17 protein-coding genes and 1 other annotated feature are annotated in these 21488 nt (G+C 28.8%); of the genes, 4 read left to right on the top strand and 13 right to left on the bottom strand.

Translation table 11 applies throughout. The features are described 5' to 3' along the window. Positions 1–43 precede the first annotated feature (43 nt). The 4 genes from selB to KGF38_RS17805 form a co-directional block, all read right to left on the bottom strand. Complete coding sequence (gene selB, locus KGF38_RS17820) at positions 44–1927, bottom strand: selenocysteine-specific translation elongation factor (protein WP_054277214.1); 1884 nt, start codon at positions 1925–1927, stop codon at positions 44–46. Between the two features lie 74 nt (positions 1928–2001). Then, positions 2002–3381, bottom strand: coding sequence for an L-seryl-tRNA(Sec) selenium transferase (selA, locus tag KGF38_RS17815; RefSeq protein WP_214516480.1), 1380 nt, complete (start codon positions 3379–3381; stop codon positions 2002–2004). A gap of 50 nt (positions 3382–3431) precedes the next feature. After that, positions 3432–4478 (bottom strand): selenide, water dikinase SelD, encoded by a 1047-nt coding sequence (selD, locus tag KGF38_RS17810; protein WP_079739767.1) that lies wholly within the window; start codon positions 4476–4478, stop codon positions 3432–3434. Between the two features lie 91 nt (positions 4479–4569). Next, the gene (locus KGF38_RS17805; protein ID WP_074178449.1) at positions 4570–5274 is read right to left on the bottom strand and encodes a helix-hairpin-helix domain-containing protein; all 705 of its coding nucleotides are present in this window, start codon (positions 5272–5274) and stop codon (positions 4570–4572) included. 79 nt (positions 5275–5353) lie between these two features. On the opposite strand from KGF38_RS17805, the gene KGF38_RS17800 reads away from it, so the two are divergent. Beyond that, on the top strand, positions 5354–6649 hold the full coding sequence (locus tag KGF38_RS17800) for a D-alanyl-D-alanine carboxypeptidase family protein (protein ID WP_074178450.1): 1296 nt from the start codon (positions 5354–5356) through the stop codon (positions 6647–6649). A gap of 135 nt (positions 6650–6784) precedes the next feature. Here the strand turns inward: KGF38_RS17800 and KGF38_RS17795 are convergent, their stop codons facing one another. From KGF38_RS17795 to KGF38_RS17785, 3 genes are all read right to left on the bottom strand, one after another. Next, entirely contained in the window at positions 6785–7123 is a 339-nt protein-coding gene (locus tag KGF38_RS17795) for a DUF2325 domain-containing protein (protein WP_021385441.1), read from the bottom strand. A 251-nt stretch (positions 7124–7374) separates the two neighbouring features. Further along, positions 7375–8691, bottom strand: a complete 1317-nt coding sequence (gene argH / locus KGF38_RS17790) for an argininosuccinate lyase (protein ID WP_074178451.1) — start codon at positions 8689–8691, stop codon at positions 7375–7377. 87 nt (positions 8692–8778) lie between these two features. Continuing rightward, positions 8779–8989, bottom strand: a binding site (T-box leader). A gap of 79 nt (positions 8990–9068) precedes the next feature. Further along, positions 9069–9890: a Cof-type HAD-IIB family hydrolase gene (locus tag KGF38_RS17785; protein ID WP_074178452.1), complete on the bottom strand. Its 822-nt coding sequence runs from the start codon at positions 9888–9890 to the stop codon at positions 9069–9071. Between the two features lie 359 nt (positions 9891–10249). On the opposite strand from KGF38_RS17785, the gene KGF38_RS17780 reads away from it, so the two are divergent. Then, positions 10250–11353 carry a pyridoxal phosphate-dependent aminotransferase gene (locus KGF38_RS17780; protein WP_074178453.1) on the top strand — a complete coding sequence of 368 codons (1104 nt, stop codon included), beginning with the start codon at positions 10250–10252 and terminating at the stop codon, positions 11351–11353. 51 nt (positions 11354–11404) lie between these two features. Here KGF38_RS17780 and KGF38_RS17775 read toward each other — a convergent pair whose 3' ends face one another. Beyond that, entirely contained in the window at positions 11405–14044 is a 2640-nt protein-coding gene (locus tag KGF38_RS17775; protein WP_074178454.1) for a cation-translocating P-type ATPase, read from the bottom strand. A gap of 324 nt (positions 14045–14368) precedes the next feature. After that, positions 14369–15016 carry a D-alanyl-D-alanine carboxypeptidase family protein gene (locus KGF38_RS17770; RefSeq protein ID WP_054271107.1) on the bottom strand — a complete coding sequence of 216 codons (648 nt, stop codon included), beginning with the start codon at positions 15014–15016 and terminating at the stop codon, positions 14369–14371. A gap of 278 nt (positions 15017–15294) precedes the next feature. On the opposite strand from KGF38_RS17770, the gene KGF38_RS17765 reads away from it, so the two are divergent. Continuing rightward, positions 15295–16185: a TetR/AcrR family transcriptional regulator gene (locus KGF38_RS17765; RefSeq protein ID WP_074178455.1), complete on the top strand. Its 891-nt coding sequence runs from the start codon at positions 15295–15297 to the stop codon at positions 16183–16185. Positions 16186–16188: 3 nt separating this feature from the next. After that, positions 16189–17589 carry an MDR family MFS transporter gene (locus KGF38_RS17760; RefSeq protein WP_074178456.1) on the top strand — a complete coding sequence of 467 codons (1401 nt, stop codon included), beginning with the start codon at positions 16189–16191 and terminating at the stop codon, positions 17587–17589. Between the two features lie 137 nt (positions 17590–17726). On the opposite strand, the gene KGF38_RS17755 is transcribed toward KGF38_RS17760, so the two are convergent. The 4 genes from KGF38_RS17755 to ilvA form a co-directional block, all read right to left on the bottom strand. Next, positions 17727–18446 (bottom strand): transglutaminase-like domain-containing protein, encoded by a 720-nt coding sequence (locus tag KGF38_RS17755; RefSeq protein WP_074178457.1) that lies wholly within the window; start codon positions 18444–18446, stop codon positions 17727–17729. A gap of 46 nt (positions 18447–18492) precedes the next feature. Further along, positions 18493–19251, bottom strand: a complete 759-nt coding sequence (locus tag KGF38_RS17750) for a helix-turn-helix domain-containing protein (RefSeq protein ID WP_074178458.1) — start codon at positions 19249–19251, stop codon at positions 18493–18495. Between the two features lie 167 nt (positions 19252–19418). Further along, on the bottom strand, positions 19419–19799 hold the full coding sequence (locus KGF38_RS17745) for a RidA family protein (RefSeq protein ID WP_003416451.1): 381 nt from the start codon (positions 19797–19799) through the stop codon (positions 19419–19421). 94 nt (positions 19800–19893) lie between these two features. Then, a complete protein-coding gene (ilvA, locus tag KGF38_RS17740) occupies positions 19894–21111 on the bottom strand; it encodes a threonine ammonia-lyase (protein WP_054271112.1) in 1218 nt (405 codons plus the stop codon). Positions 21112–21488 lie beyond the last annotated feature (377 nt).

The raw sequence follows: 21488 nt of genomic DNA, 5'->3' as shown, positions 1-21488 counted from the left end.
TAATTCCTTCTTTATACCTCAAAGCAAAAACAGACATTTTCCGCTAAAACAAAATTCTTTTGTTTTCTACTCTCTTAGTTATCTTGTTTCTATCGAAGTTTTCCAGTATAATCATACAATTTTTTCTACTAGAATCAATCAAATCTCTGTATTCTCCTAGTGTTATTTCTTTATTCTCTTTTATATAATTTATTAAGGTCTTCTTTGCATTTTCATAAATACCTTTGTCCATTATATACAAATCATCTAATTTCTCTACCTTATTACCTATCATTGACTCTAATACTTCAGCATAGTTATTATTTCCTTCAGAAACTTCATCTATTGTCAATATCGAAGAAACTCCACATGATTTTAATCTTTTTTCTATCTTTTTTGCTATTTCTTTTTGTTTGTCATTTAAAACAACCTCAAAATCAAATAGGGATACTATATTATTTTCTATTTTTATGATATTTTCTGTAGATAATCTTTCTAACAAAATATCCATTTCTCTAGTCTTAAAATTACTTTCTATTTTAGACCTTACTTCTTCTTTTAATATTCCTTTTCTCAATCTATATTTCTTATGGTATTCATTTAAAAGATTTACTATATTTTCTTTTAATTTATTATATTGATTTATATGCATATACATATTACCTATAATAAATACTTTACTTTCTGATATAAGTGTTTCAAGAGCTTTTTTTACATGCTCTTCATGGGCACCACTATAACTCATTATTTCTTTTATATTTGGATAATTTTTTAGGTTTCTTTTTAGATATTCTTCTATTATATCTTTAAGTTCGCCTTTTTCTTTTATTTTTAATGCTTCTATAACCTTTTCATCAAATCTCTTATGTTTTTTAGGAGATGGGTCGATTATTACACCTCCACCAATAGTTTCCATTGGAGAATATCGTCTAACTACAAAGGTGTCACCTTTTTTGGACACTATACTTTCTTCAAGTCTTAACTGAACATAACCACTCTCTCCACTTTCGATTAACTCTTTATCTAATGGAACTGCTCTACAAAGTATTTCTCTAGTGCCATGATACAGTCTTAATCTATCCCAATGTTTTAACCCTTTGTCCAAATGATTTACCAGTGATAATTTCACATCTAGCATCATTGATTCTTCTAATGAATTTGGTGCAGCCAAAACATCTCCTCTATTTATATCTTCAACTTTTACATTTGATATATTGATTGCTGTTCTTTGCCCTGCATAAGCTGTGTCTTTATTTTCTCCATGAACTTGTATACTTCTTATCTTTGTTTTTAATACTTGTGGATATATAACCAAATCATCTTCTATACTTATCTTTCCTTCTATTAAAGTTCCTGTTATTACAGTACCAAATCCTTTTATTGAAAATACTCTGTCTATATTAAGTCTTGATGGAGAATTTTCGTTTTTATCTTCTATATCATCACTCATTTTATCTATTTTTTCAATAAGGGTATCTATACCTTTTTTAGATACAGAATCAACTTCAATTATTTCTGCGTTTTCAAGAAAAGTTCCTTTTATTTTCTCACAAATGTCTTCTTTTACCAATTCTCTAAATTCTTCGTCTACAGTATCAGACTTAGTTAGAACCACTATTCCATTTTTTATATTTAAAAAACTTAAAATATCTAAATGCTCAACTGTTTGTGGCATAACTCCTTCGTCTGCTGCTACAACAAGTAATACAATATCAAGACCAGATGCTCCAGCCAACATGTTTTTTATAAACTTCTCATGTCCTGGTACATCTACAATACCAGCTCTTTTCTTATTTGGTAAATCAAAATAAGTAAATCCTAAATTTATTGAAATACCTCTCTTTTTTTCTTCATCTAATGTATCAGTTTCTCTTCCAGTCAATGCTTTTATAAGAGTTGTTTTTCCGTGGTCAATATGACCTGCTGTTCCAATTACTACATTTTTCATTTTTTGCCCCCTATCAAAACTTCAATACTTCTAATTACAAATTAAATTTAATATTAATATTACCTCAGATTTATTTAATTAAAGGCTTTTCTTAATTCTTCAACTATTACATCAAACTCATCATCAAATATAGTTCTTACATCTAATACATATTTATTATCGTATACTCTAGCTATTATATGAGCTTCACTAAGTCTTAACTTCTTTTCTAAAGCTGACACATTCATATGTTCAGGAGTTATTGTTACTACCTTTGTACTTATAGTTTCAAGAGGCATAGACCCTCCTCCCACTTGTGAAAATCCATCTTCTATATTTATAATTGCATTCAAATTTAATGCAGTTATTTTTTCAAATAGCCTATTTGCTTTTGCTTCTAATTCTTCTATTTTATATGTTAACATTTTTAAAGTTGGTATACTTTCTATTGCCTTTGTTTCATCTAAATACATTCTCAATGTTGCTTCAAGAGCACATATTGTAAGTTTATCAACCCTAAGAGCTCTAGTAAGCTGATTTTTCTTCATTTTTTCTATATATTCTTTTTTGCCAACTATAATCCCTGCTTGTGGACCTCCAAGCATCTTATCTCCACTAAATGTTACTACATCTGCACCTTGTCGTATAGAATCTAATACAGTTGGTTCATAAGATAACCCATATTTTGATAAGTCTATAAATACTCCACTTCCTAAGTCTTCTATTACAGGTAATTTATATTTTTTACCTAAATTAACTAACTCTTCTATAGAAACACTCTCTGTGAATCCCATAATCCTATAGTTACTTGTATGAACTTTCATTAATACGTTTGTATCTTCTGTAATTGCCTCTTTATAATCTTTTAAATGAGTTTTATTAGTTGAACCAACTTCAACAAGTTCTGCACCACTAAGAGCCATTATACTTGGAATTCTAAATGAGCCACCTACCTCAACTAATTCTCCACGAGATACGATTGCTTCTCCTCCTTTAGCCATTGTGCTAAGTACAAGAAGTACTGCTGCTGCATTATTATTTACAACTAGTACATCTTCTGCGCCTGTAAGCCTTTTTATTGTGCTAGTTAAATGAGAATATCTTGAACCTCTTTCTCCATTGTCCAAATCATATTCTAAGTTTGAATATCTTGAAGCGGCACACCATAGTTCATCTTTTATATCTTCACTAAGCAAAGACCTCCCTAAATTTGTGTGAACAACTGTACCAGTTGCATTTATAACCTTTTTTAATGATAGTGAATAATTTAATTTAACTCTGTCTATCGCAGATTCTATTATTTCATCAAACTCTATTGTTACAGAATTTGACACATCTTCTTTCAATCTTAATATAAACTGTCTTTTAAAATCGATTACTTCTCTAACAGATTCTAAAACTAAGCTTCTTGGATATTCATTTATTATTTCTACAATTCTATTATCACTTAATACTTCATCAACTGAAGGTAACATTGCAAATAATTCTCTTTTGCTCAAAACAATCACTCTTTCTCTATAATATTTTATAAAACGGTAATATATTTTTCCCCTTTTGGAACTACAGAACCTATAATTTTTGCTTCTATCGCTCCATTTAATTTCATATCTTTCACAAGTTCCTCTGCAAGTTCTTCTTTTACAGAAATTAATAATCCTCCTGATGTTTGTGGGTCGTATAAAATATCTTGAACTGCTACTTCCACATCACCTACAACTTCTACATCTTTAGATACATAATGCATGTTTTTGTACATGCCAGCAGGTATAATTCCCATTTGTGCCATTTCTATTGCACCTTCAATAATTGGTACATGGTTTGATTCAATTTCAATACTTACTTCAGAAGCTTTAGCCATTTCTAAGGTATGACCAAGTAAACCAAACCCTGTTATATCTGTAACTGAATTTACATCAAATTTATCAAAACTCATTGCTGCGTATTTATTTAAATGTATCATTATTTCTACTACTTTATCTGCTATGTGTTGTTCTACCATACCTTCTTTCATAGCAGTATTTAATACACCTACTCCAATTGGTTTTGTTATAATTAACTTATCGCCAGGCTTTGCAGTAGCATTTGATAAAACTTTATCTGGATTTACAATTCCAGAAACTGAAAGACCATACTTAGGCTCCTTGTCATCTACAGTATGTCCTCCAACTAAAAGTGCTCCACTTTCTTTTACTTTATCAAATCCACCTTTTAATATTTCTGCAAGCACATCCATATCATGGCATGATGGGAAACAAACAATATTCATTGCAACCAAAGGTTTGCCTCCCATAGCATATACATCTGATAGAGAATTTGATGCGGCAATTTGTCCAAATACATACGGGTCATCTACCATTGGTGTAAAGAAATCCAAGGTCTGAATAAGTGCCATATCATCATTTAATTTATAAACAGCAGCATCATCTGCTGTATCTAATCCTACTAATAGGTTTTCTATATTATCATTTTTAGGTAATTGAGATAAAACTGATGCCAGAACCTCTGGCCCTATTTTAGCAGCTCAACCACCTGCTGTTGTCATCTCTGTAAGTTTTTTTTGTTCTTTTTTCATAAAAGTGCCTCCTTTACTAAATTTCCACATATACACACATATACATACATATTTATAATACCATATCTATAAGTAAGTTTTGTATTATATTTTAGTCTACACAAATTAAATCTTTTATATTTTCATATTTTTTATCTCCAATACCATTTACATTTTTTACGTCCTCGATTGAATTAAATTGCCCATTTTCTTCTCTATACTGTAAAATTTTATTAGCAGTAGCTTCTCCAACTCCAGGAAGAGAATCTAGTTCTTCTATTGTTGCTACATTTATGTTTGTTTTTTCTTCTTTAGATGCATTTTTATTATTTTTGGTTTTAGATTCTTTTTTTAATTCGTCGTTTTGATTTAGTTCATTGGAATCATTATTACTTGTCACAGATACCATCTCCCCTATTTTAGGTATTATGTAATGTTGCTCATCTTCTAGCTTTATAGATAAATTAACTCCATTTAAATCGGCTTCACTCGTTGTTCCTCCTAATAATTCTACAGCATCATAAAGTCTCTTATCTGTTTCTATGGTTACAATACCTGGTCTATTTACTGCTCCACTTATGTATATAGTTATTTTTTTATTTTGAACACTTTTATCTATGTCTTTGACTACTTTATTGTGACCATCCTCTTCAGTTTTAATTGAGTTGTCTACATTATGTCTTTTTTCATTAAGTGAATTTTTTTTACTTACAACATAAACATCATCGTTAAAAATATTCGATTTATAAACGATTACTGAAGATAATATTAAAAAACAGAAAACAAAAAATGAAATAAACTTTACCTTTTTTTTCATATATTAACCACTCCTTTCTTTTAATTATTGACAAATATATGCTATACTAAAAGATGAATTTAAAATTTGGAGGTTCACAATGAAAAGAAATTTATCACTTTTATTAATCTGTTTATTGATATTCACTTCATTTTTAGGAAGTTCTAATATCTCTTTTGCAGATGATGAACCAGCTATAGTTGCCAAACATGCAGTTTTAATGGACTATGAAACTGGAAAAATATTATACAATAAAGATGGAGATTCCAAACTTTATCCAGCTTCAACAACTAAAGCATGGACAGCTTGCATAGTTCTAAAAAAGGTTAAAGATTTAAATCAAGTAATAGAGATTAAAAATCTACCTCAAATAGATGGTTCTAGTATGTATCTAAAAGAAGGAGAATCCTTTACTGTAAGAGAGTTACTAAATGCTCTTTTAGTTCATTCTGCTAATGATGCCGCTTTTGTATTAGCTAGATATGTGGGTGGTGGAGATGTACAAAAATTCGTTGACCTTATGAATTCTGAGGCAAAAAAAATTGGAGCTAATAATACTCACTTTAATAATCCTCATGGATTGCCTGACCCTAATCACTACACTACAGCTCATGATATGGCTCTTATAGCTAGAGAAGCCATGCATAATGATATTTTTAGACAAATTGTAAAGACTAAATCACTTAAATTTGAGGCTACAAAAGCATACCCTTATGAAAGATATTTTGTAAACACTAATAAGTTTTTGACATCACATGCTAAGATTACATATAAAGGTCAACCTATAGATATAAAATATGATATAGTTGATGGTATAAAAACTGGATTTACTGATGCTGCTGGTAAATGTCTTTTATCTAGTGCTGTAAAAGATGAAAGAAGAGTTATCTCTGCTGTATTTAACTCAACTAATGCCGATTTATATTTAGACTCACGAATCTTGATTGATTATGGATTTGATAATTTTAAGTGTGCCACTATTGTTGATAAGGAAAAATATGCTGATACTAAAAAAGTATTATTTACAAAACAGCATGAATTAGTTTATGAACCAAAAAATAGTTATAAGATATTTTTAGGAAAAAATGAATCTCAAAGTAACTATGATGTTAAAACAGAACTAAACAAAATTGATTTACCTATAAAAAAAGGAGCTAAGGTTGGTACTTTAAATATATACAATGGTGATAAGCTAGAAAATAGTATAGACCTAGTTGCAAAAAACAACCTTGACAGTAGTATTCCATTTATAACTAGTAATGATACTTTAATGACTTTAATTAAGATTGTTGCAGGAATTTTAGTACTTTTAATTTTATTTATAATAGCTTCAATCATCAAGAAGAAAAATAAAAAAAATAACAGAAAAAAATCCAAAAGAAATATAAAAAAATAGTAATTATAAGAAAAAAATTAAATCTGTTTCTTCTTATAAAATAGGTACTGTTATAGTAATATGTATTTAATTTATTGAGACAAGCTCTCAAGATTATTAAATATAAAATACTATGACAGTACCTTTAATTTAAATTTATGTATTTTTCTGTTTTTGTTTATCATTAAGTTTACATTTTGAACAATTTCCAAGACATTCATCGACCATATCTAGACATTCATTAAATGCTACCTTACTACTATTCTTATGTCTTACAATTAATATATCTTGTTTTTTAGCTTGAGACTCAACCGTTCTAGACATCTTATGTGAAACTGTTGATGTGAGTATAACAACTGCATCTGGTTTTCCTATAGAATTATTTAATTTAGAAGACATAGTCGTATATACCTTTGTCTTATAACCTTTTTTCTTGGCCATAACCATATAATCTTTTTCCATTCTTTCATGACCACCAATCACTAATAAGTTCATTAGATTTCCTCCCATTTATTTGATATTGATTTTCATTATTATTTATATTATATATAATAGTATCTTGAAATAAATTTGTCAATACTTATTGATATTAATTATCATTTTAATAATAATTTTTTTACTTATATTTATTTCCAATATTACTCTTTTTAAACTTACTACTTTTATATACAATAAATTTTTAAATAAAAAAGGCTGTAGATTTGAATGTCATCACCCAAATTTACAGCTTTTTGAAATTTAATATATTATTTTAAATTCTTTTTTATTCCTTTATTTAATATACTCTCATAGTCGATAAAGTCATAAATGTCTTCCTTAAATGCATCTGAAAACTTATGTAATTCTTCTAATGTTAAATCTTCTATTGCCTTTTTATTGTCTTCACAATATATAACGATACTTCCTACTATTCCATGTGCATCTCTAAAAGCAACATTATTTTTAACCAAGTAGTCAGCAACTTCTGTTGCATTTAAAAAGCCATTCTTTACTGCTTGTTTCATTTTGTCTTCATTTACTTTTAATGTAGCTATCATTCTATCCATTATCTGTATGCACATTTCAATAGTATGTACACTATCAAAAAAACCTTCTTTATCTTCTTGCATATCTTTATTATATGCTAATGGTATACCCTTCATTACTGTAAAAAGACCAAACAGATTTCCATATACTCTTCCAGTCTTTCCTCTTATAAGTTCCGCTCCATCAGGATTTTTCTTTTGAGGCATTATACTACTTCCTGTAGTATATAAATCATCTATCTCAACAAATCCAAATTCTTGAGAACTCCAAAGTATCAACTCTTCACTTAATCTACTTAAGTGCATCATTATAATTGAAAAATCACTCATTAACTCTAATAAATAATCTCTATCACTTACTCCATCCATAAAATTATCTACTACTTTTTTAAATCCTAATTGTTCACAAGTTATATTTCTATCTATATCGTGTGTAGTTCCTGCCAAAGCTCCACAACCTAAAGGTGATTCATCTAATATTTCTATAGCATTTTTTATTCTTTTCTCATCTCTATCAAACATACTATAATACGCCATCAAATGATGTTTAAATGTTACTACTTGTGCTCTTTGAAGATGAGTATAACCTGGCATCATCACTGGATTTTTATCAGCAACATCTTTTATAGTTGCTTTAAATTCAGATATTAAATCTACCAAATCATTTGCCTTTTCTTTAGCATACAATCTCATATCAACTGCAACTTGGTCATTTCTACTACGTGCTGTATGAAGTTTCTTACCAACATCGCCAATTCTTTGAATTAAATTTATCTCAGTAAAACTATGTATATCTTCATATTCTCCATCTAATGCTAACTTTCCATTTTCTATATCTTCAAAGATTCCTTTTAAGCCTTCTGTTATAGTCTTTCCTTCTTCCTCTGTTAAAAGACCACATTTTACTTGCATATGAACATGTGCTATACTTCCTTCAATATCCTTTTTATACAGTACACAATCATAACCAAAAGATTTATTAAATTCTTCCATAAGTTGATTTTCCGCTTTTCTAAAGCGTCCACCCCATAATTTCATACCTTTCACCTCATATTTTAAATTTTTTTATTTTAATTATAATATTTACATCTAAGTTAAAATTAAAAAATCTCTTGGTCAAAAAGACCAAGAGACGAAATATTCCGTGTTACCACTCTAGTTGATAAACAAAGTTTACCCACTCTATTCTCTTAAGGCGAGATTACCTACTACCATACTAAATTTCAAGTAGTATTCTCCAAAGCTCTTTTCAATATAAAGTGTTATCATTAGGCTCACACCATTCCTAACTCGCTGAGATTTTCTTTATACCTACTCTCTTCTTCACTGAATCTAAGTTTTTTATGTTTTATCTATTTGTATTATAATTACTATCAATAAAATAGTCAACCTCTTTTTTCCTGTATATACCTTTTTTAAGAGCTAAGTGTTTTTTTTAACTCTAAGAATTTATAAATTGCCTTTGCAACTCCACTATCTTGATTGGTATCTGTAACATAATCAGCTTCTTGTTTAATTAATTCTTCTGCATTTCCCATAGCTATTCCAAGACCAGCAAATTTTATCATCTCTATATCATTATAATTATCTCCAAATGCAATTATATCTTCTCTATCTATATTCATCTTTTCAGCTAAAAATTTAACTGCATTGCCTTTATCAACACCTTCATTCATAACTTCAATATTGTTTGGCCATGAAGAAGTTATCTTTATACCTTGAACCTTTATCAATTCTTTTCTTATATCATCTAAAATAGACGGATTTTTTTCTTCTATGATTACAAATTTTAGTATATCATTTTTTAAGATTTCTTCTCTTAAATCGTCTTTTACAATTACTTTTGTCTCATTACCTAAAAATATACTTAACTTGTCCTCACGTCCCTCTATTTTTCTTGAAAGCATGGAATCTATACTATTACACTGATAGTAAATATCGTATTTGTCCAATACATCTAAGATATTTAAACACGTTGTTGTGTCAATTTTATTTGAATATATTATATTTCCATTTTGCTCTCTTATCAATGAACCATTACAAGCTATTATTGGCATATCTTCTTTAAGAAAATCTACATTGCATTTAGCTGAATCGAAGGCTCTTCCTGTTGCTAAAGTTACATTAATACCACTCTCTATAACTTCTTGTAGTGCAGTTTTATTTTCATCTGTAACTTTATGATTATTTCCTAATAAAGTTCCATCCATATCTGTTACAATTAATTTATATCCCATAATCCAACTCCATAACTTTTTATTGTATACCTCTATTTCCTTAATATAATCTAAAGAATTACCCTTATTAAATTATATCATAACTTTCTACTTAAACTATTTCAATTTACAAAATTAATAACATTCATTTAACCCTTTTAAGAGAAAAATAAATCGTTTCTTGTAGTATTTTTCTGAATATTTTCAATTTATAGTCTTATAATGCTAGAAATTTTACAATATATGATATATAATCATATTAAATAAAGTGAGCTATTATAATATTTATATTCATTTTTTACTGTTATATATTTTCAAAATATTTTAAATCTAGCGACTTTTGTAACATTTATTATTGACTAAATAAGGAGTGATGAACTATGAAATTAAAAATTAACAAAGCTATTGAAATGCAGTTGAAAAAAAGTTATGCAATAGAATCTGGGCATTCAGAAGATGTATTTGAGATAGACTGTGGTGAAGGTATAAATACAGTTTCTTACTCAAATAAAGCTGTAGAAGCTTTTAATGCTTTAGAATTTGATATGATAAGAGGATACCCTCATTCAATTGCCTTAAAAGACAATATAGTTGATTATTGGAAAGACTTTATAACATTAGATATTGATAGAATCTGTTTGGCAGATGGTTCTATACATGTTATTTACCTTTTAAATAGACTATTTATTGAAAAAGGAGATAAGGTTTTAGGATATTCTCCTCAGTTCTCTGAATATGAAACAGATATAAAAATGCATGGCGCTACTTATGATTATGTTCTTTTAAAGAAAGAGGATAATTTCAAATTTAATGAAAAAGAATTTATTGAAAAAATAAATCCAGAATATAAAGTAATTTACATAGACAATCCAAATAATCCTACAGGACAAATTATACCTTTATCATCAATTGAAAATATAGTAAAAGAAGCATCTAAATATAATATCGCAGTTATGGTAGATGAAGCTTATGGTGAATACATGCCAAAAGAAAATTCAGCTGTAAAACTTCTAAATAATTATGATAATGTAATTGTCTTAAAAACATTTTCAAAAGGTTTTGGTTTAGCAGGACTAAGAGCAGGATATGCAGTTCTTCCAAAAGAACTTGTTGACCCTATTAAAAAGATTTCTACTCCTTACGAAGTATCTGAAATATCTCGTAGTATTGCAGCCAATTTACTAGATGATGTTCAATTTATAGAAGAATTAAAGGAAAAAACACAAGCTATAAAAAATCAATTATTAATTCCTTGGAAAAACCTTAATATAGCTGAAACTAATGATACTGTATCAATAATGACAGTTGAACATAAAAACAAAGACATAGATTTACAACAAGAATTTGCAAAGTTAAAAATAAGAGTTATATCTGGTAGTGACTTCACTGGACTTGATAAAAATTTTATAAGATTTAGAATGCCAGAAGAAAATGAACTTCCTGAAGTTATAAAAGCGTTCCAAATAATCGATAATATAGAGTAAATTATATAAGGGACATATTGTTAAAATCAATATGCCCCTTTAATTTTTAAATTATTTTACTGTATTTCTGTTAATTAACTTATTAAGCTCCATTAGTATTGATGAAATCAACGCTAGACCTAGACAAATTCCTAATTGATATAGTCCAAACACTTCTGGTATAGAGAATATGCCTCTTAATACTGGTATTAGCGTTAAAGAGTAAAGTCCAAAACAAATTACAACTGCTCCTATAACATACTTATTACTAAAAAAACCTAACTTTATTACGGTTTGATTATTAGAACGTGCAGGTAATGTCTGCATTATTCTAGCTAATATCAATGTTGAGAATGCCATAGCTACTCCAAGTTCTGGAGATACTTGTAATCCTATATATTGTGCAATAATTGTAACTACACCTATTATACAACCTCTTATAGCTACTGCCTTCAATGTCCCTCCTGCTAGTATACTTTCATCTGGATGTCTAGGAGGTTTATCCATTATATTTTTTTCTGACTTTTCAAACCCCAACGCAATTGCTGGTAAAGAGTCATTTACTAAGTTTATAAATAAAAGTTGTAAAGCTGTAAATGGATTCGACCAACCTGCAAATACTGCAAACAATATAGCTACTATAGCTCCTAAGTTTCCTGCAAATAAATAAGTAATTGCTTTTATTATATTGCTGTATACTGTTCTACCAACTTCAACAGCATTTACTATACTTGCAAAGTTATCATCAACTAGTACCATGGCAGAGGCATCTTTTGCTACATCAGTACCACTTCCCATACCTATACCTATATCTGCTTGTTTCAATGCTGGTGCATCATTTACACCATCACCAGTCATAGCAGTTATATTGTTTTTATGTTGCCACGCTTTTACTATACGAATTTTATTTTCTGGTGATACTCTGGCATACACACTTATATTTTCCAATTTTTCATATAATTCTTCTTCACTCAAAGCATCAAGTTCTTTTCCAGTAAGAGCTAAGTCCCCATCTTCCATTATACCAATTTCTTTTGCAATTGCCGCTGCTGTTGTTTTATGGTCACCAGTTATCATAACAGTTTTTATCCCAGCACTCTTTGCTTCTTTTACAGCATCCATCACTTCTTCTCTTGGTGGGTCTATCATTGCCATTATTCCAACCAATGTCATATCATGTTCATCATCAATTGAAGGTGTAAAGCCTTCTTCTGGAACATCTTTTATTGCGAAAGCTAATACTCTAAGTGCTCTATTTGAAAATTCTTCATTTTTATGCTTATATTCTTCTATTATCTCATCTGTTATATCTACTTTTGAACCATTTTTTAAAGCATATTTACATCTACTAAATACAATATCTGGTGCACCCTTTGTAAACATTATATAATCTCCATATATGCTATTTACAGTAGACATAAGCTTTCTATCTGAGTCAAATGGAATTTCATTGATTCTAACATACTTACTTCTTAATTTATCATAATCTAAATCATTTTTACTTGAATAATTTATCAATGCTACTTCTGTTGGGTCACCAACTTCTTTACCATCACTAGTTATATGAGAATCATTACAAAGTGTGGAAACCATAGTCAATAATTTAGCATGATAAGAATAGTTTACCTTTTCTTTATTTAACTCATCATTATTAGTTCCATACATATAATAATCAACAACTGTCATTTTATTTTGCGTAAGAGTACCTGTTTTATCAGTACATATAACACTTGTTGAACCTAAAGTTTCTACTGCTGGTAATTTTCTTATTATAGCTTGTTTTTTTGCCATGCTGTTTGTTCCAACAGCTAATACGATAGTTACTATCGATGATAAAGCTTCTGGTATAGCTGCTACTGCCACTGCTACAGAGAACATGAATGAATCGAGAATTATCTGTGTCATTTCACCATTTCCAGCCATAAAGTAATTTCTTGCCACTTGAATTATAAATATTAAAAGAGCAAGTATTACAATACCTACACCAAGTTTTTTACTAAAGTCTTCTATTTTTTGTTGTAATGGTGTAAGTTTATTTTCAGCACTTTCCAAAAGGCCAGCTATTTTACCCATTTCAGTATTCATACCTGCTCCAGTTACTACAAAAGAACCTCTACCGTAAACAACTACAGCACCACTAAATACCATATTTTTCTGGTCGCCTAAGCTTACATCTTCACTTATTTGCTCTGTATGCTTTAAAACTGGCTCTGATTCTCCAGTTAACATACCTTCTACCACCTTTAGAGATTGTGCTTCTATAAGTCTTCCATCTGCTGGTATGTAATCGCCAGCTTCTAAGAATACAATATCTCCAACTACTAAATCTTTTGCTGGAATTGTCATTTTTTTATTGTCTCTTATTACTTTTGCATTTGGTGCAGATAAATTTTTTAAACTTTCTAATGAACTTTCTGCTTTTTTCGTTTGTACGACACCTAAAACTGAGTTTATAATAATAACTGCAAAAATTATTATAGACTCTACAGTTTCACCTAAAAATATTTGTACTAAAGCAGCTATTAATAGAATTATTACTAGTGGGTCTTTAAAACTTTCTAAGAAAAGCTTATACGTAGGAACTTTATCTGCTTCTTTTAATTCATTAGCTCCATTTTTTTCTAACAGCTCTTCTGCTTTTTCTTTGCTCAAACCAGATAAGCTTGAGTCTAAATTTTTAATTACTTCTTGATAAGTACTTTTGTAAGACATTTGTTGCCCTCCTCTTTAATAAATTTATTTTATGTTTGGGGGCTCTTATGTATACTTGAAATTTAAATTTTTTTAAATAAAAATTCCTTGAATAAAAAAAGACCCCAAAACAAACATACTTAATGCTTATTTTGAAGGTCTTGCTATCAAGGAATTCCTTGCTAATTAACCGAGTATTTCTACTGTCTTGACGATTAATTACCACTTTCGTGTAAGCTACTCCCCTTCGAGTAGTTATCTTAAATTGTATTTACATTATATCACCTTATGTAATTAATAGTCTAGCTTATTTTTTATTTTAACCTAAATTTAACAAACTATAATTTAATTTAAATGTAAGTATTCTTCTAAAGTCAAATCATTCATTGCAAAGTTTTTGCTATGTTCAGTTCCAACATATCTATAATGCCAAGATTCATACATATATCCAGTTATATTCTCTTTGCCTTTTGGATATCTAAGTATAAAACCATACTTATATGCATTTTCATACAACCACTTAGCTTCTTTTGTATTATTAAACTTCTGATTTGCCCAACTAGATTGGTCATTTCCTCCAATATCAAAAGCAAGTCCAGTTTGATGTTCACTTTCTCCAGGCTTAGCTGAAAATCTATTTGCCTCTTTTTCACCATGTTCTTTTGCATACGACTTAAATAATTTATCTTGATATTCATAACTTCTATATGTACTAAAAGCTTTTAAATTTAAACCTGACTTTTGAGCGTCTTTATTCATTTTATAAAAAGCATCTTTTGCTTCACTACTTTCTTGTGGAGAATATTCTTTAGGTAAGCTATACTCCTTATTTGCTACTATAATATTATTTATTGATAATACATTTACGCCCTTCCTGTATTTACTTAATTCAGATGTTATGATTTTCTTTCCTGCACTAGAACTATCAATAAACATTCCTATAAAAACTATAAATAGAGCAAAAACTATGGCTATACAAGTTTTCTTTTTCATATACTACACCTCCATAATTAGTATTTGATACAGAAAAATTTCAAGACATTTTCTTTCTTAGTATAATCATACCACTAATTTATTGCAATATATTTAAAGTATTCTTACGAAATTCTTAATTTCTTCTCTATATGACTAAAAACAACAACAAATTTTTCAAAATTCTCAGGTTAATGGTACATATATTGATTTTTTTTCCAAATAGTGTATAATATATCTATAGAAACTCTCAAGTACTCTTTAGTACTTTATATTTTTATATGAAGGGAGATAGTAAAGTGACGGATAAACAAAGACTCATTATAACTATTGCACAAAGAATTTTTGACCAGAAAGGTTTTCAAAATACTTCGATACTAGATATTGTAAAAGAATGTAAAATGTCTAAAGCTACTTTTTATAAACATTTTGAAACTAAAGAAATTTTTATCTGCGAAATAATCAATTATTATGATGAAAAATTCTTGGAAATTATACATTCCATTAATGAAAATAAGGATATTCCATCATCTGAGAAGTTAAGAAGAAAGATAATTGCTGTATGGGAAAATATTTTTTCTAGAACTACTATAAACACCTATATAAGAGAAAACTTTTCTGAGGCGCAACGTAATACTACGAGTAAATTACAAAAAAAAACTCGAGCTAACTTATTGAATGAATACAAACTCAGTTTATTCGATAACTATGGGGATAAAATAGAAAACAATATATTCGATTTAGTTTTCTTATTGGATGCACTAATTCATCAGTTTACGTATATTATTCACATACAAAAAAGAGAAGTGAATGTATACTTTATTGCTGAATTCACTATACAAATTTTAGATTTAGTTGTAGAAAATATTAATAATCTAAATCCTTTAATTGAAAAATCAATGTTTTTATATGAACAAGAAGATGAAGCCTACTTTTCCATTCATAATAAATCGCTATTTTTTAAAACGATACAAGATATAGAGGAACTAATAAAAACGGATACTTCACTCCTTGAAAACCCCAAGCTACTAGAGGCAACAAAAAAATTATATATTGAGGAAAAAAATCAACAATATGATTCTTTAATCATGGATGCAATGATTACATACTTAGAAAAAGAAGACATTTTGAGACCAAAAGTACTTTTGTTGAACAGTATTAAAAATCAATTAAAAAAGGAGACGTTATAAATCATGGAAACCCAAAGTAATAACAAAAAAGGAAATTTAATAATAGCAATCGTAATGACTGGTGCTTTTATAAGCTCTCTTAGCCAGACATTATTATCAACTGCATTACCTAATATAATGTCAGATTTTAAAATTACTGCTGATGTTGGTCAGTGGTTAACAACAATTTATCTACTTATTGCAGGTATTATTGTACCTACAACAGCTTACTTGATAAATAGGTTTAGTACTAGAAAATTATTCATTACATCAATGACTATATTTTCCCTAGGATGTGTCATTGCACTTTTTTCTAATAGCTTTTCAACTATGCTAGTTGCTCGTGTATTACAAGCAGTTGGTTCTGGTTCTTTAATGCCACTACTACAGGTCATTATACTCTATTTATGTCCTGTTGAAAAACGTGGTACAGCTATGAGTTTAGTTGGTATTACAGTAGGATTTGCTCCAGCTATAGGACCAACTTTATCTGGATGGTTGGTAGATTCATTTGGTTGGCATAGTTTATTTTTACTTCTTTCACCTATAGCTATATTAGATGTTATACTTTCATTTGTTCTATTGAAAAATGTTGGAGAAGCTCAAAAACTAAAATTGGATATACCTTCAATAATACTATCTTCTCTAGGATTTGGTGGTTTATTGATTGGATTTACTAATCAAGGTAATTATGGCTGGACTAATATTGCCACATATTTACCAATAATTATAGGAATTATATCATTAATATTATTTACATTACGTCAATTAAAATCTAAAGAACCATTTTTAGAGTTAAGAGTTTTCAAAAACAAACCATTCCTAATTTCTACAGTATTGATTATGATTGTGTATGCTTCAATGATGTCTGCCACATTAATGATTCCTCTATATATACAATCTGTAAGAGGTTTTTCTGCACTAGTTTCAGGTTCTTTAATGATGCCAGGTGCTATACTGATGGTTGCATTAAATCCAATTGCAGGTCGCCATTTAGATAAATATGGACCTCAAGCTTTATCAATATTAGGAACTGGCTGTTTATTTTTAGGAACTTTGTCTTTTGCTTTTTTAGGTAAAGATACGTCTTTAATTCATGTATCATTAATGTATTGTATACGTATGATTGGTATTTCACTAGTTCTAATGCCATTAACTACTTGGGGACTTAAAACTCTGGATAGGGAACTTATATCTCATGCTACAGCAATAAATAGTACACTTAGACAAATATCTGGTGCTATAGGCTCTGCTGTACTTATTACTATAATGACATCTGCTACAAAAAAAGCTCATATGAGTTCAGCTATTCTGTCTAACATACATGGAATGGATGTTGCATTTTCAACAGCTGCTACTCTTGCATTTATTGGTTTAGTTATTTCTATATGTTTTATAAAAGAACGTCAAATTATTAGAGGCTAACAAAAAGAAGTTAATAAAAAAGGAGTTGTCACATGAACAGTTTAAGTTTGCTCTGTGATAACTCCTTTTTATTTATTTTAATTATCATATTTTTAATTATGCTATATTTTCCTATATAGGCTCTATACATTGAACACTCAGTTATTTTTACCAAAATAATTGTTTCTAATCTTACATACATTTTTTGTCATTATTTTTCTAATAAGATGCACATAGATGAAGTTTTTTAATTTTGATAGATGTTGTGAATGAGTAGAGAAAAATACATCTGGTGAAGAAAAAACACCATAATCATATGCTATAGCTTCTTTTTGAATAAAAGTATCTTTACCATCCCAATCAATAGATGTGTTTTTCAAATCATTTGTGGCTATTGCATACTTTTTGAATGTTCCATTCTGATTAATAAATTTCTTCTGAATTGCTTCTAAATATTTTTTATCAGTTATTACTCCCTCTAGAGCAATCCATTTATCTTGATAAAATACCTCTACCCAAGTATGAAGAATATATTTTGGTGCTAATAATGAAATCAATTTAGATGTAGCGCCTCGTTGAAAGTCTTTTGTTACATTAAAAGCATGAAGCCTACAAGGGATATTCACTGAACGCAATAATGCCATTAAAAGAGTAGCTTTTGTATTACATTGTCCCATACCTTCATTTAGTACCTGTGTTGCCTTCAACATATCAGAAGCATTATAGCCAAATAAAATATCATTTTGGACAAACTCATAAATAGATTTTATTTTATGAAAATCATCTAAATCTAACCACTTCTTAAGTGATACCAAGAACTTAAGTTGTGGGTCACTATAGTTTAGCATTTTTGTTTCTTCTAAATATTCTTTATTCATAATAAATCCCCTTTCTTAATACAACTTCATTATATAACGAGAATATTTAATATACTTTCAAAAACTCGCTATCTTTTAAAGATAAAGAAACGGGCATTCCCATCATACGCTTAACTGTTCCTGCAAGGTGTGATGGAGTGTCGAATCCAGCAATCATAGAAGCTTCAGTAACATTTTTTCCAGAAAGCAATTCTCCAAAAGCACACTCCATTTGATGAAGTAAAATATAGCTTTTTAAAGGTATCCCAATTTGCTCTTTAAACAAATGTGATAATCTACTTGCTGATAGTGCCACTTTATCTGCAAAGTTTGAAATCGTATGATTATCACAATTACAAGTATGTAATAATTGAAGCAATTCTGTAATTCTATCATCATAGTATTTGATAGTTTCAGGGAAATTCAAATAGTTGTTAAGCATTTTCATAAACTTTAAATACTGTTCTTCACTAGATTGATATATCAAAAAAGTTCCTTGTTGACGTAATTCATCTAATCCATCTTTTTCACATATCCAATATCCAAAATCATTCATTTTTGAGGTAAGCTGTTCTGCAAATATAGATGTAGGTTCAATAAGAGCAGAATAATAAACTTTTTTTCTTGCTGAAAATGAGTGAGAGATATTTTTATCTACTACGATACAATTACATTTAACTAATTTTTCATTGACTGTTATTTCAATGCTGTCTTCTATCCCTATAAATAGTTGTAACATCCAATGGCTATGTTTATCTGCCTCTAAATGATTTGTAATCATACTAATTCTATCTTCTTGCCAAAAAATTTTATTTATAATGTTCATTGTATCACTTCCTTCTTCTAAAAATATCACTCTTTATTTTAATAGATTGTCCTATATTTGTGAATACATTTTGATAAAAGACCTGCAAAAAGGCATGAATCCTTAGGATAAAAATACCCAAGAATTCATGCCTAATCTAATAGCTACATGTTCCAAATTATATATTCTTATAATACAGCTATTACTTCTATTTCAACTTTAACGTCTTTTGGTAATCTAGCAACTTCTACACAAGCTCTTGCTGGTTTATTTTCTCCAAAATATTCAGCATAAACTTCGTTTATAGCTCCAAATTCATTCATATCTTTTATAAATACTGTAGTTTTAACTACATTTGAAAAATCAGCTCCACTTTCAGCTAATATAGCTTTAAGATTTTTTAAAGATTGAGCAGTTTGAGCTTGTACATCTCCTTCAACTACTTCCATAGTCTCTGGTACAAGAGGAACTTGTCCAGATACAAATAATAAGTTTCCAGCTTTTATAGCTTGAGAGTATGGTCCTAAAGCTGCTGGTGCATCATTAGTATGTATTACTTCATGTTTCATTTTAAAATCCTCCTAATTCGTTAATCTGATACATATAAAATGTATCTTCATACACTATTATACTATTTTTCTTGTATATTATATACACTTTTTACTATAATTCTATAATTTTAAAACCTTTGTCTTCTATAGCTTTCTTTATTTTAGCTATATGGTCATAATCTATTGTCTCTAGTATAAATTCCGCACTTTGTTTTCCTAGAGCTTCTCCTGCTGATAATTTACCTTGATTAGCACTTAAAATGTTTCCACCATTCTCACTTATTATTCTAGTTAATTCAGCAAAGTTTCCTGGCTTGTCTTCCATAATTGTACTAAATGAATATCTTCTTCCTTCTTTAGCTAAAGCAACACCTATTATTCTATATAATGTATTTATGTCTATGTTACCACCAGATATTATACAAACTACATTTTCATCTTTTGCTGGTACATACTTACCACTTAATATAGCAGCTGTACATACAGCTCCAGCACCTTCTGAAACTATTTTTTGACTTTCCATCATAAATAATATTGATTCTGCAATTTCTGTTTCTTCAACCACAACTATTTCATCAACTAATTCGTTTATTATTTCAAAAGTTAAATCTCCTGGAGTTTTAACAGCTATACCATCAGCTATTGTAGTATCATTAAATGCTGTTGTTACTTTTCCATTTTTAACTGATTCTTTCATTGAAGGTATATTTGCAGTTTGAACACCAACTATTTTCACATTAGGATTTAATGCTTTTGCAGCTACAGCTACACCAGAGATGATTCCACCTCCACCAACTGGGCATAATATAGTATCAACTTTATTGTCTAATTGTTCGAAAATCTCAAGAGATATAGTTCCTTGTCCTGCTATAACATATTTATCATTGAATGGATGTAAGAAAGTTGCTCCTGTTTCTTTTTGTATTTCAACAGCTTTTGCATACGCATCATCATAAACTGCACCATTTAAAACTACTTCTGCTCCATAACCTTTAGTTGCACTAACTTTTGCTAAAGGTGCAGTTGCTGGCATTACTATTGTAGATTTTATACCAGTCATTTTTGCCCCTAATGCAACACCTTGAGCATGATTTCCTGCACTTGAAGCTATAACTCCATTTGCTTTTTCTTCATCTGTTAAACTCGCTATTTTGTTACAAGCTCCTCTTAATTTAAAAGAACCTGTTTTTTGAAGATTCTCACATTTATAGAACACATTTGCTCCTGTTTTTTCGCTAAGTTTAACACTTTCAAGTAAGTCAGTTCTTTTTACTATGTTTTTGATGGTCTCTCTAGCTTCTTTCACATCTGTTAAGGTAACGTTTATCATTTTATTCCACTCCCGTAAATCCAATTTTTGTTTATTACTTTCTATATAATTCTATATCTTTTTTTTTTAAAAATCAACATGTAAACGATTTTTATAATTTTTTAATTAATCACAAAAAAACTAAAAATACAACAATTGAATACAATAAACACATATCTTCAATTCGTTTAAATTACATTAAATGATAATTTAAAAATATATTTTACAATTTTATCAAAATAACAATGTATTCTTTATTATTTTTATTAAAATTTGTATTTTATATTATTTTATTTACTTACAAACTATTTTTTTGGCTTTTTTTAATCTTATTAAAGTTAACAAAATAATAATAAACATATATTACTAAACAACTTCTATTTAAAAGAAAGTTTTAC

This window comes from Clostridioides sp. ZZV14-6387 (assembly GCF_020657835.1).
GTDB lineage: Bacteria > Bacillota > Clostridia > Peptostreptococcales > Peptostreptococcaceae > Clostridioides > Clostridioides difficile_A.
This window is presented reverse-complemented; position numbering and strand designations above follow the sequence as displayed.